At 33.4% G+C, this 12,861-nt stretch carries 18 protein-coding genes; 16 read left to right on the forward strand and 2 right to left on the reverse strand.

Annotated elements, in window-relative coordinates; translation table 11 throughout:
• Position 1: 1 nt before the first annotated feature.
• From BW724_RS09125 to BW724_RS09160, 8 genes are all read left to right on the forward strand, one after another.
• Complete coding sequence (locus BW724_RS09125) at positions 2-1,735, forward strand: fibronectin type III domain-containing protein (protein ID WP_088074933.1); 1,734 nt, start codon at positions 2-4, stop codon at positions 1,733-1,735.
• Positions 1,735-2,976 carry a hypothetical protein gene (locus BW724_RS09130; RefSeq protein WP_088074934.1) on the forward strand — a complete coding sequence of 414 codons (1,242 nt, stop codon included), beginning with the start codon at positions 1,735-1,737 and terminating at the stop codon, positions 2,974-2,976. Before BW724_RS09125 ends, BW724_RS09130 begins: the two co-directional genes overlap by 1 nt.
• Positions 2,977-2,984: 8 nt before the next feature.
• Positions 2,985-3,224, forward strand: a complete 240-nt coding sequence (locus tag BW724_RS09135; protein WP_140354944.1) for a hypothetical protein — start codon at positions 2,985-2,987, stop codon at positions 3,222-3,224.
• A 17-nt stretch (positions 3,225-3,241) separates the two neighbouring features.
• Positions 3,242-3,826 carry a hypothetical protein gene (locus BW724_RS09140; protein WP_088074936.1) on the forward strand — a complete coding sequence of 195 codons (585 nt, stop codon included), beginning with the start codon at positions 3,242-3,244 and terminating at the stop codon, positions 3,824-3,826.
• The gene (locus tag BW724_RS09145; protein WP_088074937.1) at positions 3,826-6,291 is read left to right on the forward strand and encodes a metallophosphoesterase family protein; all 2,466 of its coding nucleotides are present in this window, start codon (positions 3,826-3,828) and stop codon (positions 6,289-6,291) included. Before BW724_RS09140 ends, BW724_RS09145 begins: the two co-directional genes overlap by 1 nt.
• Positions 6,292-6,490: 199 nt before the next feature.
• Complete coding sequence (locus BW724_RS09150) at positions 6,491-6,721, forward strand: BhlA/UviB family holin-like peptide (RefSeq protein WP_176371356.1); 231 nt, start codon at positions 6,491-6,493, stop codon at positions 6,719-6,721.
• A gap of 16 nt (positions 6,722-6,737) precedes the next feature.
• Complete coding sequence (locus tag BW724_RS09155; RefSeq protein ID WP_088074939.1) at positions 6,738-7,427, forward strand: N-acetylmuramoyl-L-alanine amidase; 690 nt, start codon at positions 6,738-6,740, stop codon at positions 7,425-7,427.
• A gap of 4 nt (positions 7,428-7,431) precedes the next feature.
• Positions 7,432-7,677 carry a phage holin family protein gene (locus BW724_RS09160; RefSeq protein ID WP_088074940.1) on the forward strand — a complete coding sequence of 82 codons (246 nt, stop codon included), beginning with the start codon at positions 7,432-7,434 and terminating at the stop codon, positions 7,675-7,677.
• 56 nt (positions 7,678-7,733) lie between these two features.
• On the opposite strand, the gene BW724_RS09165 is transcribed toward BW724_RS09160, so the two are convergent.
• Positions 7,734-7,940: a helix-turn-helix domain-containing protein gene (locus tag BW724_RS09165; protein WP_088074941.1), complete on the reverse strand. Its 207-nt coding sequence runs from the start codon at positions 7,938-7,940 to the stop codon at positions 7,734-7,736.
• 165 nt (positions 7,941-8,105) lie between these two features.
• Between BW724_RS09165 and BW724_RS09170 the strand changes: the two genes are divergently transcribed.
• Positions 8,106-9,065, forward strand: a complete 960-nt coding sequence (locus BW724_RS09170; RefSeq protein ID WP_088074942.1) for a ParM/StbA family protein — start codon at positions 8,106-8,108, stop codon at positions 9,063-9,065.
• Positions 9,053-9,307 carry a hypothetical protein gene (locus tag BW724_RS09175; protein WP_088074943.1) on the forward strand — a complete coding sequence of 85 codons (255 nt, stop codon included), beginning with the start codon at positions 9,053-9,055 and terminating at the stop codon, positions 9,305-9,307. Before BW724_RS09170 ends, BW724_RS09175 begins: the two co-directional genes overlap by 13 nt.
• 96 nt (positions 9,308-9,403) lie before the next feature.
• Here the strand turns inward: BW724_RS09175 and BW724_RS09180 are convergent, their stop codons facing one another.
• Complete coding sequence (locus BW724_RS09180; RefSeq protein WP_088074944.1) at positions 9,404-9,634, reverse strand: helix-turn-helix domain-containing protein; 231 nt, start codon at positions 9,632-9,634, stop codon at positions 9,404-9,406.
• Between the two features lie 142 nt (positions 9,635-9,776).
• On the opposite strand from BW724_RS09180, the gene BW724_RS09185 reads away from it, so the two are divergent.
• The 6 genes from BW724_RS09185 to BW724_RS09205 all read left to right on the forward strand — a co-directional run bounded on the left by BW724_RS09185 (position 9,777) and on the right by BW724_RS09205 (position 12,742).
• A complete protein-coding gene (locus BW724_RS09185; RefSeq protein ID WP_088074945.1) occupies positions 9,777-10,055 on the forward strand; it encodes a hypothetical protein in 279 nt (92 codons plus the stop codon).
• 2 nt (positions 10,056-10,057) lie between these two features.
• Positions 10,058-11,260 carry an FtsK/SpoIIIE domain-containing protein gene (locus BW724_RS09190; RefSeq protein ID WP_088074946.1) on the forward strand — a complete coding sequence of 401 codons (1,203 nt, stop codon included), beginning with the start codon at positions 10,058-10,060 and terminating at the stop codon, positions 11,258-11,260.
• A complete protein-coding gene (locus BW724_RS09195) occupies positions 11,250-11,762 on the forward strand; it encodes a hypothetical protein (protein ID WP_088074947.1) in 513 nt (170 codons plus the stop codon). Before BW724_RS09190 ends, BW724_RS09195 begins: the two co-directional genes overlap by 11 nt.
• A 176-nt stretch (positions 11,763-11,938) precedes the next feature.
• A complete protein-coding gene (locus BW724_RS23230) occupies positions 11,939-12,115 on the forward strand; it encodes a plasmid partition protein ParG (protein ID WP_140354946.1) in 177 nt (58 codons plus the stop codon).
• A gap of 128 nt (positions 12,116-12,243) precedes the next feature.
• The gene (locus tag BW724_RS09200) at positions 12,244-12,504 is read left to right on the forward strand and encodes a hypothetical protein (RefSeq protein WP_088074948.1); all 261 of its coding nucleotides are present in this window, start codon (positions 12,244-12,246) and stop codon (positions 12,502-12,504) included.
• A complete protein-coding gene (locus tag BW724_RS09205; protein WP_088074949.1) occupies positions 12,497-12,742 on the forward strand; it encodes a hypothetical protein in 246 nt (81 codons plus the stop codon). Before BW724_RS09200 ends, BW724_RS09205 begins: the two co-directional genes overlap by 8 nt.
• Positions 12,743-12,861: the final 119 nt, after the last annotated feature.

Here is a 12,861-nt window from a genome sequence, read left to right on the forward strand (position 1 = left end):
AATGGCAATTACAACAATAGAATTACCAGCGTTATGGCGTGCAGGTATGGAGTCAGGTAATCTTACAAATTGGAGTTCCACTATTGTTACCAATAACATCACCTCAAGCACTAACTTCTTTTCGTGGAGTACTTCAAGTAGTAATTTCGGTCAAATACTAGGATTTGATTATGAATTATTGCAGAATGCACTACGAGATGACGCTAATAGTACAATTAAGTTAAAGATGCGTTTAGAACAAGAAGGTTCTACAGAAATTGGTGTCCACAGATTAGAAGAACCTCCAGAACAATACACTAGTTTACCATCCAGTGTATATAATCCTATTCAAATTCATAATTGGGATTACACTGGATGGATAGAAACAGATGTTACTTATTTACGCCAATCGTTAACTGGAAATGAAACAGGCATTACATTCCTTCCATTTGGAATGTTGGACAGAGCATACGAACCATCTTTAATATTAGAGGGTAATTGGGTACCGCAAAGACCGACTCTTAATAGTCCTATTGGCGGTGTAATGAGAGACAGAACAAAAGTAATAACTTTTGAATGGGATCATAACGGTATCTTTGCACAAAGTGAATTTGAATTAAGATACCGTAAAACAGGAACATCAACATGGACTACAGTATCAGCAGTAACGCAAACTCAAACGTTCAATTTATCTGCAAACAGTTTAACTTCGGGAGAGTATGAGTGGCAAGTTAGAACAACAATGACAGATGGAAATGATAATTATGCTAGTAGTCAATGGTCATCTACTGAAGTTTTTACTGTTACAGAGGCTACAAATGCACCTATCATAGTTGAACCTGAATCAGGAGTTCAAATACCTACACAAGATTTAACTATTGAGTGGGAGACTGTAGAAAATCAAGAGCAAATTCAAGTTGAATTAGTTCGGTCTGGTAATGTAGTAAACAGTACAACAGTAACAACCTCTAATAACCGTATTACTTTGTCAGATTGGCTATCCAATAATACATCTTATGTAGTTAGACTAAGAGTTATTTCACAGGGAGAATTATGGTCAGATTGGGCTGAGAGGAATATTACTGTTTCATATACTTCACCAGTTAAGCCTAATTTAGTATTAATGGGTAATAATGAAAAATCTACAATCACTGTATACATAGAAAATCCTACACCGCAAGGAACTGAACCAGCAGTTACTACTCAAGATTTATTTAGACGTAGAGGGAATGAAGTAATAAAATTGGCAGAAGGATTAAATGCTAATGCTAGTTTTATTGATCATACACCAGCAAGTGATGTCGAGTATGAATATTACGTTCGGGTACGTGGTGATAATGGTACAAATTCAACTAGTGACATGTTCTCAACTTTAGTTAAAGTGAAAGATGTTTTACTGTCAATGGCTAATGACTTAACTCAATTACTTAGGTTAAAGTTTGATCCCGGTCGTTCTTTAAGTTTGAACTTGAATGCAACTAAAAAACAGTTTAACGGTAGAAAGAAGCCTGTTACTGAATTTGGAGAGTTGATTGAAGAATCTGTATCACTAAATTACTTAGTTGAGCAGTCAGATTTAATAAAACTTAAAGAGATGGCTATGAGACAAGAAACAGTATTGTATAGAGACAGTCGAGGGAGAAAATACTTTTCAACTATCGACAATTTGACGATTAATGACTATATGGGGATTAATGATTTATACACAGTGAGTTTATCATTGTACGAAGTCGATTATAAAGAGGGGGTAGATTGATGATAAATCTATCCCAAAATGGGTTTACTCATAATCAAGTGAGAAACATGCTGCACATGAAACATGGCTCAAGGAAAATAAGATTTAGATATTTCTTATTAAATCAAAATGAAAATGAGTTAACCGAGTTAAAAACCATTGAAAGTGGAAATGTTGATATGTCAGCTTTCTCAGACATAAAAAGGACAGCAAGATTTAGAATGAAGGATACAACTTACACAGTAAACGGTGAAGAAAAAGAGATTAACTGGAATAGTGACAGAATACAAGTCTTTGTTGAGTTTAAAATGCCAGATTCTTTTGTACAAGAAACAGTTAACGATGAAGAAAATTACTTTATTACACCTGTTTTTTCTACAGATAGTACAACAAGATTGACTCAAACAAAAATTGAAGGTGGATGGATTGCTTTTTCATTAGGTATCTTTCTCTTTTCTTCACCTATTAGAGTAGAAGTAGGAGGCAGTATTTATCGAGATGTTGAGGCTTATGACAAGTTACTTATTGTTAAAGAAGATAAAATAACCGATAGATACACAATAAAAGCTGGTACAACTTATTATAATGCGATGGTTAGCCTACTAAATAGTGCTGGTGTAAGTAAACATAACATTGAAAATAACGGTAAAACCATTTCAAATGATAAAGAATATGAACCAGGCACTGAAAAGTTGCGAATACTAAATGATTTAGCTAGTGACTTAAACTATACTCCATTTTGGGTTGATGAGTATGGTTTTTTTAGGTCGTATCAATATCGTTCACCGCAAGAACAACCAGTAGATTATGAGTATGCAGACGACGATATGTCAGTAACTTTAAATGGAATGGAAGAAGAATTGGATTTATTTGATTTACCGAATGTATTTACAGTATTTGTTGCAAATCCAGATACTGAAGAAGAGTACATTTCTACTGTTGAAAATACAAATCCAAATCATCCAAGATCAATTGAAAATTTAGGACGTAGAGTAGTTAGATTTGAAGAAAAAGACGATATAGCAGACCAAGAAGCGCTTGACAGTTATGTTGATCGTTTAGCGTCTGAATCAAGTCAGGTGTACGGTAGATTGAAGTTTGAAACAGCAATCATGCCATTTCATAGTTATTCTAATGTATTGAGAATACGCAACAGTACACTTGGTATTAACCAAAGGTATAGTGAAACAAATTGGAGTATTCCACTTCAATCTGGAGGAAATATGACTCATGAAGTTAGAAGGGTAGTGAGTTTAAGTTGATAAATTCAATGGATTTTAAAGGTTTAATTAAAGATATTGTAAAAGAAGAAACTCAAAAACAAGCACGTTTTAAAATAGGCACTGTGGCAAATATAGATGATAAACCTACTATTATTTTCTCTGGTGAAGAAAATCCTAGTGAAAAAGGGTATTCATACTTAGGGAGTTATACACCTACAGTTGGTGACAGGGTTTTATTGGTACGTGTGAAAAGTACCTATGTCATCTTAGATAAGTTGATAGTTTAGAAGAAGGAGGTAGTTAAGTGGCTGATTTAAACACAAATTTATTAAGGACATTAGATGGCCCTGCATCTCAACATAAAAAATCTGGACAAGATGAAATGGAGTTTAGCGAAGGTTCAGATAATGCAATACACACAAAAGTAACAGATCCTAATACTGGTCAACCAATTGATCCGAGACAAGTTACAGACAATCAAGTAAAAACAGTATTAGACTCAATTAAGCAGCAACAGTCACAAATTATAGATAGAATTAATGATCCATTATTAACAGAAGATTCAAAAGTTAAAGGTGAATTAGAAGAGATTGATACAAAGTTAACTACATTAATCAGTATCATTGAAAGTGGACTTAATGTTGGTACTGGAAACAGTATTGTGGAGATGTGGTCAGGCTCATCAAATGAAACAAGAAACTTCAATCAAAATTTAAATACTTTCGGTATTACAAATGACGGAAATACTAATGTAAACATCACTATAGGTGATGTTTCTTTTTCTGTTAAGCAAGGTGAAAGTTTCGAGGCTAGTTTTAATAGTTTTGATGAGATTGTAATAGACACCACTTCTCCATATCGTGCTTATGTAAAAGGAGGGGCTGAATAATGGGATGGAAAAAAAGCTTTAATTTAAACGTGGAAGGTGAACCAGATTTCTCTCCTAGATTGAATGAAGTGGAGAACAAAATTGGTAACACAATGAATCTTTATACACAAAATAAGGATAATTTAGTTGAAGCTATAAATGAAACTAGTTCGGATTTGGCACATACCACGACAGAGATAGATATGTTAGAAAGTAATAAAATGGAGAAAAACACCACTGACATTGGTATATCTCAAATCAACAAAAATAGAGGTCTTATTGACCAAACTTTTTTAGCGGAAAACCTTTTACAACAAATAACAGGGAATGCACCAGTTAATTCTATACCTAATGATGATAGTATTTTAAGCCGAATGTTGACACGGAAAAGTGTTACATTTCCAAAGTTAAGCAATGATTCAAGAAGTATATTAATGACAAACAAGATAAAATTAATTGACGAATATCTTTGGGAACAATATAGCGGTTTTTCTTCTACTCCTACTGGCGATTGGCAACAAGATAAATCACAAAACGATGCAAGGTTTAGAATAAAAGATTTAATTCCTATGTTCGACCAAGATTTTGAAATTATCTTCAATGATGATGATTACGAAGTACAATATTATTTATTTAACGGTGAAATTGACCAGAATCGAACATCATCAAGTTGGCTAACCTCATCGCCTGTAAAAGTGGAGAACAGCCTTAAAAATTCACATATAGGAATATCCTTTAGGAATAAAAGTGATACAGAATTATCATTAACAGATATAGATATGTTTGATTGCGAAGTTGTAAGTCAATCGTCAAAAGATATAAAGCAATTGTCAGACGATGTAAAGAACAACGAAATAGGAATATTCGCTAATAACATTATCATAAATGGTGACTTTTCCAGAGGGTTGAGAAGTTGGGGTTATTATTCTAACCATGTAAATGCAGAAATTTCAGGGGAATATATTAGATTTACCCCACCTAATAGTGGTGCTGGACTTGCTCAATCATTTGTTCCAACAGAAGGTCATGTTTATTATTTTAGTGCCGTTGTAAGAGCAGAAACAGTGGGTAATTTCGTTTTTGGTTTTGGGAAAGTTGGAACGGGTGTTAATATCGCAACTAAAACGGCTTTAACCAGCGACACAAAATTGAGTGATATTATAGTACCTGCTGGTGATCGAAACCAAATAGTATACGGTCGTAGATCAACAACATTTTGGCTTAAAGAACCTCTAGTGTTAGATTTAACTGAAATATTCGGAGAAGGTAAAGAACCGAGCAAAGAAGAGTTTGAGGAGTTATTGCAAACCGTTGGCGCTAATTGGTTTGAAAGGAAAAATCTTATTGATGGCAGGCTCTTACTGGATACAACTTTAAGGATCATTGAGGAAGGGATGCCGAAAGATAAAGTAGAAGATGCTTTGTATTTCCATCCCGAATTAGAAGAGCTTACATCCGAATTAATGTCTAAAGTAGCATTAGATGATAAGGATTATGACTTCGAATTTGCTTTTATCACAGACAGTCATGCGATAGATGATTCTTTGCCATCCTATCAAGGTAAAGGGGATTTACATTGTCGTTCAGTTGCGGAATTTAGTCATCTGAAAAACATGGATTTAGCGATACATGGCGGTGATTTGACCTATGATTACGTTCCGAAAACAGACTTCATGCGTAATTTATCCCGTAATATAAAAGAAATGCGAAGGGTTATTAATGCACCTGTTATGATAGCGCAAGGAAATCACGACACGGGTGATGACTACTATTGGGATCAATATGATTGGGGTGGTTGGAGTGGAGAGCCACCTACACCAGATAAGGTTGTATCCCCGATTGAATGGTCAAACCTAATGGGTTATGACAAATCCTTTGTTTACGGTGATTATTCAAAGAGTTATTACTATAAAGACTTTGATACAAAAAAGATGCGAGTCATTGTATTGAATACCAATGATACTTGGTTTTTAGACGAACAAGGTCGAGTTAAATACAATAGAACAGCAATTAGTGATAATGCTTACGGATTTAAACAAGAGCAGTTGTCGTGGTTAGCTGATACAGCCTTAGATTTTGAAGGTAAAGAAGGTTGGGGTGTTATTATTGTTTCACATGCTCCTTTTGATGTAGAAACAGCAAGTAGACCAGTTAAAAACGGCTTAGTTGCATTAGAGATTTTAAAAGCTAGAAAAAATAGAACGTCATACACGTCAACAGCAACAACAGGCGAAATGGGACAAAATATAAGCGTGGATTACACTAACGCTGAACCTGTTATGATTGTTGGTGGATTAAGTGGACATATTCACTCAGACAGGATTAGAAGAACAGACGGTATAGTCTTTGTGACAACAACGTGGTCACGAAACCCTAATGATGATTATGACGGGGCATGGGATTATATCCAAGTCAAACGTGATGAAGGGAAGGTATACCTAAAAAGATTCGGTAACAGAGGAACTGATAGGGAGTTTAATATCTAATGTCACAGTAGGACGAAAAACTGCACTAAGCATTTGATGAAATACAGAGATACTAAATTGAATAATTATTATATTATTTGAATTTTTATAAATTTAATAGATTAGTGATTTTGGTAATAATTAATAAGAGAAAACTTCAACCATAAGCTCACTTCGGTGGGCTTATTTATTTTTGTACTAGTTGAGAGGCGGTGGACACTTGGACAAATTAATAGATTACGCCATTCAAACGAACAGTGGATTATTCGCTGTTCTTTTTATTGTGCTTTTATCAATAACGATAGGTTTTGTAAGATGGGTAATTAAAACTAACAACGAAAGAGAGAAAAGGTATATCGGTGTGATTGATAAACAAGCGGAAGGTTTAAAAATGATTGATCATATTCACAAAGATGTTAAGGAAATGAAGGAACATTTATTCAGAAAATAAAAGGAGGAATTAAACAATGGTAAAAATTTATTTAGATCCAGGTCATGGTGGCAGTGATCCAGGTGCAGTAGGAAACGGAATCCAAGAAAAGGATGTTGTTTTAGACATTGCTAAACGTATCGAGGCTAAATTGAAGGACTATGAAGGTGTACAGACACGTATGAGCCGTACTAATGATAAAACAGTTTCATTGTCTGCCAGAACAAATGATGCTAATAGTTGGGGAGCAGATTACTTTGTAAGTATTCATATTAACGCTTTTAATGGTTCTGCAAATGGATATGAGGACTTTATTCATAATAGCCTTTCAAATAGTTCACAAACTGCAATATACCGTGACACAATGCACTCTGAGATTAGAAAAGAGTCTCCATTCTTCTCCAATCGTGGTAAGAAAAATGCTAATTTTCATGTGATTAGAGAATCCAATATGAGTGCAATATTAACGGAAAATGGTTTTATAGATAACAAAGGAGATTCAGACAGGCTTAAACAATCTAGTACATTAGATAAAATTGCACAGGGACATGTAAATGGATTAGTGAAGATTTTCAACTTAAAAAAGAAACCTACACCGAAACAACCTACTTCAAGTGGTGCGTTATATAAGGTGCAAGTTGGTGCATTTTCAAAGAAATCTAATGCAGATAGATTAGCAAAGGAACTTGAGTCAAAAGGTTACTCAACGTACATAGTAAAGGAGTGATAAAATGGAATTATTAGATTATATAGTACAAGAGTTGTTGTATCTCATACCTGCTTTAATGGTACTAGGTAAGATCATTAAGAATGGTGAATACATAAACGATAAGCATATACCAGTCATATTGTTATTTGTTAGTGTATTATTTTCAAATTTAATACTCGGATTCAGTCCAGATTCATTTATTCAGGGAATATTGATTGCTGGTGCATCAGTCTTTGGTCATCAGTTAATTAAACAATCAAAAGAATAGCAAACTAAAAGGGAGTATAGGCTTAATTGTCCTGTACTCCCTTTTTTGCGTTTTACTCAATGTTCTTCATCTATTTCCTCACATAGATCATCCACACTTATTTGAAAAATTTTAGATAGCCTATACGCCTGTTCTAAATTTGGTTGTGTATTGTTCTTTTTCCAACTAATAAAAGTCGCTTCTGAAATATTCATTTTTTTAATTACAAACTTCCCTACTAATCCCTTTTCCTTAATCCAGTAATCAATTTTATTTTTAAACAACTTTACAAACCTCCAACCATCCAATTAGATGTACTAATCATACTCACTAAATTAAAACTTAGCAAATAATTAACTTAAAGTTCATAAAATACTTTACTTATCTTTAGTTATGTCATACAATGTCATACAAGAAGATTAATCCATTTAGAAAGGGAGATTCGTAAAATGAGTTTAAATGTTGAGATTGATCTAGGGTTTGGATTTACAAAGGGAATGTATGGGTCAAAGGTATTTAGAGAGCCTTCAGTTATTGGAGAAAAGAAACCTTTGTTTCCTGACAATATGCGTAAAGGGGATATTATTTACGAAAACGAGTATTTTGTAGGAGATTTAGCATTACGTCATAGTGACGTTAAATTTACTTCAATCAAAGAAAATAAAGCTGATTCGTGGATCTCAGAGATTCTTTTGAAAACTGTTTTGGGGTATTTAGCACCAAGAGAAAGTGGACTGCATCTAGTCACAGGACTTCCAATTGACTATTATTTTTCGCAGAAAGATGACTTTGAAAACATGTTAAATAACATTAATGAACAAAAGCCATTTCACTTAGACATTCTGAATGAATCAGACTTTATGGCTTTACCTAAAATCAAGAAACAAAAGATAATATTACAACCAATGGGCGGTGTATTCGATTATTTATTGAATGATGACGGGGAAATAGAAAATAAGGAAATTGCTTCTAAAACAATCCTAGTGGTTGATGTGGGTTATTATACGTTAGATTTACTAATTTTAGATGGGATGGAGATTCATAGGCTTAGTTGTAGTCCACCAGAATTAGGTGTTGATACTGCATATAGATTACTTCAGCAATATCTTAAAGATAAGATTGGTCGATCACCAGCACGGCACGATTTAAACAAGGTGGTACTTAGTGGAGAGTACCAAGATTATAATGTTACGCCTTTAATACTTAAAGCATTTAAAACACTTGCAACACAGATTCAAAATGAGATAGAAAGCTTCAACATGAATTTTCATTTATCTATAGTTACAGGTGGAGCTGCGCACTTAGTTTCAGATTATCTTACCTTACGAAATAAGACTGTGTTGGAAGATCCGCAAATGGCAATCTTAAGAGGATATCGGAAGATAGGTCGGAGAACATGGGGAGAATAAACTTCCGTTTGAGAGCCATTGACAGCGATATTGAGAAAGGTATCCAAAAGGAAATGGAGCAATATGGACTAGATAAAAGTGATGCAGTTAGGAGTCTATTACGGCTTGGAATAAATATGAGAAATGAAGATAAAACTACATCACCCATTACTGAAGATGTTAATGATATTGAATTAGTTAAAATAGAAAAAACCACAGAAGAAATAAACAATAGTTTAGATAATCTTTTAGATAATTTTTAAAATGGGAATATTTAACTTGTCCTAAAACATAGGCTATTACTAGCGTAAAGCATAGTATTAGCCTTTTCGCTTAGAATCCCTCAAATACTACCATTTTTATTCCTCATTTTCGACAGTACCACTAATATCAATTACCTCGTACAAATCATCAACTTTTACTTGTAGCAGTATTGCTAGTTCAAACAATTTATCGACCCTCGGAAAAGCCTTCCCATTTCTCCATTTTGAAACTTGTTCCGGTGAGACTTTTAATTTTGTAGATATGAATTTATTCTTCAAACCTCTTTGATCAATCCAGTGGTCTATACGACTTTTTAATTTTATCATTCTCATCACCTATAATATTTATTCGTTAAAACATAGGACAACCCTTTAATAATTTTAAATTAATTTTTATTGAACTTTTAGTTATAGGATAAGCAATACCACTAATATCATGTATTAACACAAGGAAAGGAAGTGAGGATACATGAGTAAAAACAAATGGGTTCGTTCAATTAGTTTTAACAAAACAAATGAAAAAGATATCGCAAGGCTTAAATTAATTGGAAAAAAGTCATTCTCAAGATTTATCAAAAAACTATTAGACGATGAAATTATCAGAAGACAATCGGAAATACCAAATGATACTACTAAAATCGATACACCACAGATGAAACAAAGGGTAATACCAAACAGTAAACCAAAACCGATAAGACCACAGCAGCAACCAACTAAACCATTTAATCCAATGTTAGGGAGAAAGTAATTATGTTAGTTGAAGTATTGGTAGGTGGTGCAGTGTGGGCTGGTGCTGAAGCAATGAAACGTGGTGTAACAGATAAACAAAAGCTAGACCGTATTTTTCGTAAGTGTGGATTGTATGTAAAATACAAAGGAAAAGAAGATACACCAAAATTTATAAGATCCAATCAAAAAGAATCCTATACTGAGTATGTCTATCGAATACCAGAGGGATTAGGTTTTAGGGACTTTGAGAAGAAACGTGAAGTAATTGAGGATAGTTTAAATAGTAGTAATAATCAAATCTCATTATCAGATTTAAAGAAGTTTGATATAAAAGGCGATTACAAAAAACAAATTAATGATATTAAGAAAAGTAAAAGGCAACAGAAAGAGGTTGTAATGTCTTATGATAAATTGCTCACAGTAAAAGTGTTCAATCAACCTTTAACAGACTACTTTACTTACTCAAATAACTGTAAAGGTTGGAATGTACCTATAGGAGTTACACGAACAAAGTTTATCAAACATGACTTTGAAAAAATTATGCATATGGTTGTAGCTGGTACAACTAGATATGGAAAGTCTATTTTCTTGAAAAACGTGATTACTACATTGCTTATCAATCAGCCTAAAAATGTTTCATTTACATTAATTGATTTAAAGGGTGGATTAACATTTAATCGTTATAGCCAATGTCCACAAATTCAAAACATTACAAGTGAACCAGAGGATTCATTGGAAGTATTGCAAATTATTAGTTCACAAATGGATGAAGTCATGGAATATTTGAAGCAAAATAACTATGAAAATGTTCAAGAGGCAAAGATTCCAAACAGACATTTTATTATCATAGATGAAGGGGCAGAACTTGCACCAGGAATAGAAAAAGATAAGGACTTGAAAGACATTAAAAATAAATGTGAAGTGATACTATCACGAATAGCACGTATAGGTGGCGCCTTGGGATATAGGTTGATATACGCAACTCAGACACCTTATAGCGAAGTATTAAACCATAACATTAAACAGAATTGTGATGCAAAACTATGCTTTAAATTACAAACCGATAAGGCTAGTGAGGTTGTATTAGGTGAAGGGATTACAGATGCACATCATTTACCATTTATTAAAGGACGTGGAGTTTATCTAACTGATAGGAAGCATATTGTACAGACACCAATGATTGAAAATGATTACATCGAGGGAGTGGTAAAAAGTGTTCAATAAAGTTCAAACGGTGGGAAGTATCTCTGATTTTATGGAAATGAAAAGAGATAAAGAAATAAAAAGAGAACTGAAGAAGTTTAATAAAAAGGCAGCTACACACGGCTTTAAAGCGACTCTCACAACGCTTGTAACAGGTGTAACTGCAATCAGTATTACAAATAAACTATTCACTAATCATGCTTATGCAAGTGGAATGGAGGCTATACCTGTTGTATCAATTCCAGGCAGTGAGTACGTTAAAGGCGCAGCAAAAGAAAAGATAGTTGAAGCGTTTATGCCATTAGTTGATATGATCCAAGCATTATCCTATCCAATAGCTTTAGTTATGTTAACTGGTGGGGCCTTAATGTTTATGATAAATCAAAAAGATAAAGGTATCGGATTGATACAAAATGCTTCAATAGGTTATATACTTGTACAACTGATGCCATTATTAATGAATCTGCTGGTGGGAGTTGGTGAAACAGTAGCATTTGGAGTACCTGTTAGTTTGTTCATATAAACATATGATGGTAAGGACATTGTAATTATACAGTGTCCTTTTCTTTATCATTGAATATTTTCAATTATCTTCAAAGATATTCAATGAGGGAATAAAAATATATTTATAAAAATATTGTTGACTTTATTTATTTTTTTATTTATAATTAGAATTAAGAAAGGAGATGATAATAAAAAGTGGTTAGGAAAGCAGTTACAACAAGTATTGATGAAGAATTGCAAAAGAAATTTAAACAGAAGTGCAGCGAACAAGGATTGAAGCAAAATGATGTTTTAGAAGCTTTAATTCGCACGTATTTGGAAGAAGAGTTTGAAGTGGAGAAGGAAGTCATTTTTCGGCTTAAGAAAAAGTAAAAGGGAACCCGTGTCACTCTACCAAAGTTGACGGATTCCCAACACCACAAACCTATATAGAGGCTTGTTATTACATATTATAACATACTTCATTTCCTCCATATAGGTAAATCCAAGGAGGAAATAAAATGAACATTGTAAAAGCAATCGAGACAAAAAAAGGTAAGCTAGAGGCACACTTAGAGGTTAAATTAACTGTATCTATTGAAGATACAACTATGGTTGAGTTATTACAACAAGCCGATAAAATTAACAATGCGTTACCAGGTGCAGAGATTAAACTACTGGTGGATGTTAACGGAAAGATGAAGCCTTTGTATATTCATGACTCTAGCGCAACTGTCGAGCGTGTTTATAATAAAAATGATGAGTGTATATACAATGGATAGCGTTAAACTCAAATTGTCACATGGTGAGCTGAGAGAAGTAATTCATGCTATAGATAGCAGAGTTGATCAACTTTCCAATCGACTAGAAAGTTTTCTGAATCGTGATGATACTGACGAAAAAGACAATAAACGTGTTAAAGAAGTCATTGAGCGCTTGAGAAATGCAGTTACATTATCTAATGATTTTCTTATGGATTATAAAAGCAGGGTAGAGTATATAGATTCAAATGATGTTTGAGAGAGTATTTGAAGGATAAATAAATAGTATATGCTACATCTTCAAAATTAATACTTGTAAATTTGGATAACCATATGGTATATTTTTACTAACATACACTAGTGACCAACAAAGTATGG

The organism is Litchfieldia alkalitelluris, from assembly GCF_002153425.1.
GTDB classification, from domain to species: Bacteria; Bacillota; Bacilli; order Bacillales; family Salisediminibacteriaceae; genus Evansella; species Evansella alkalicola.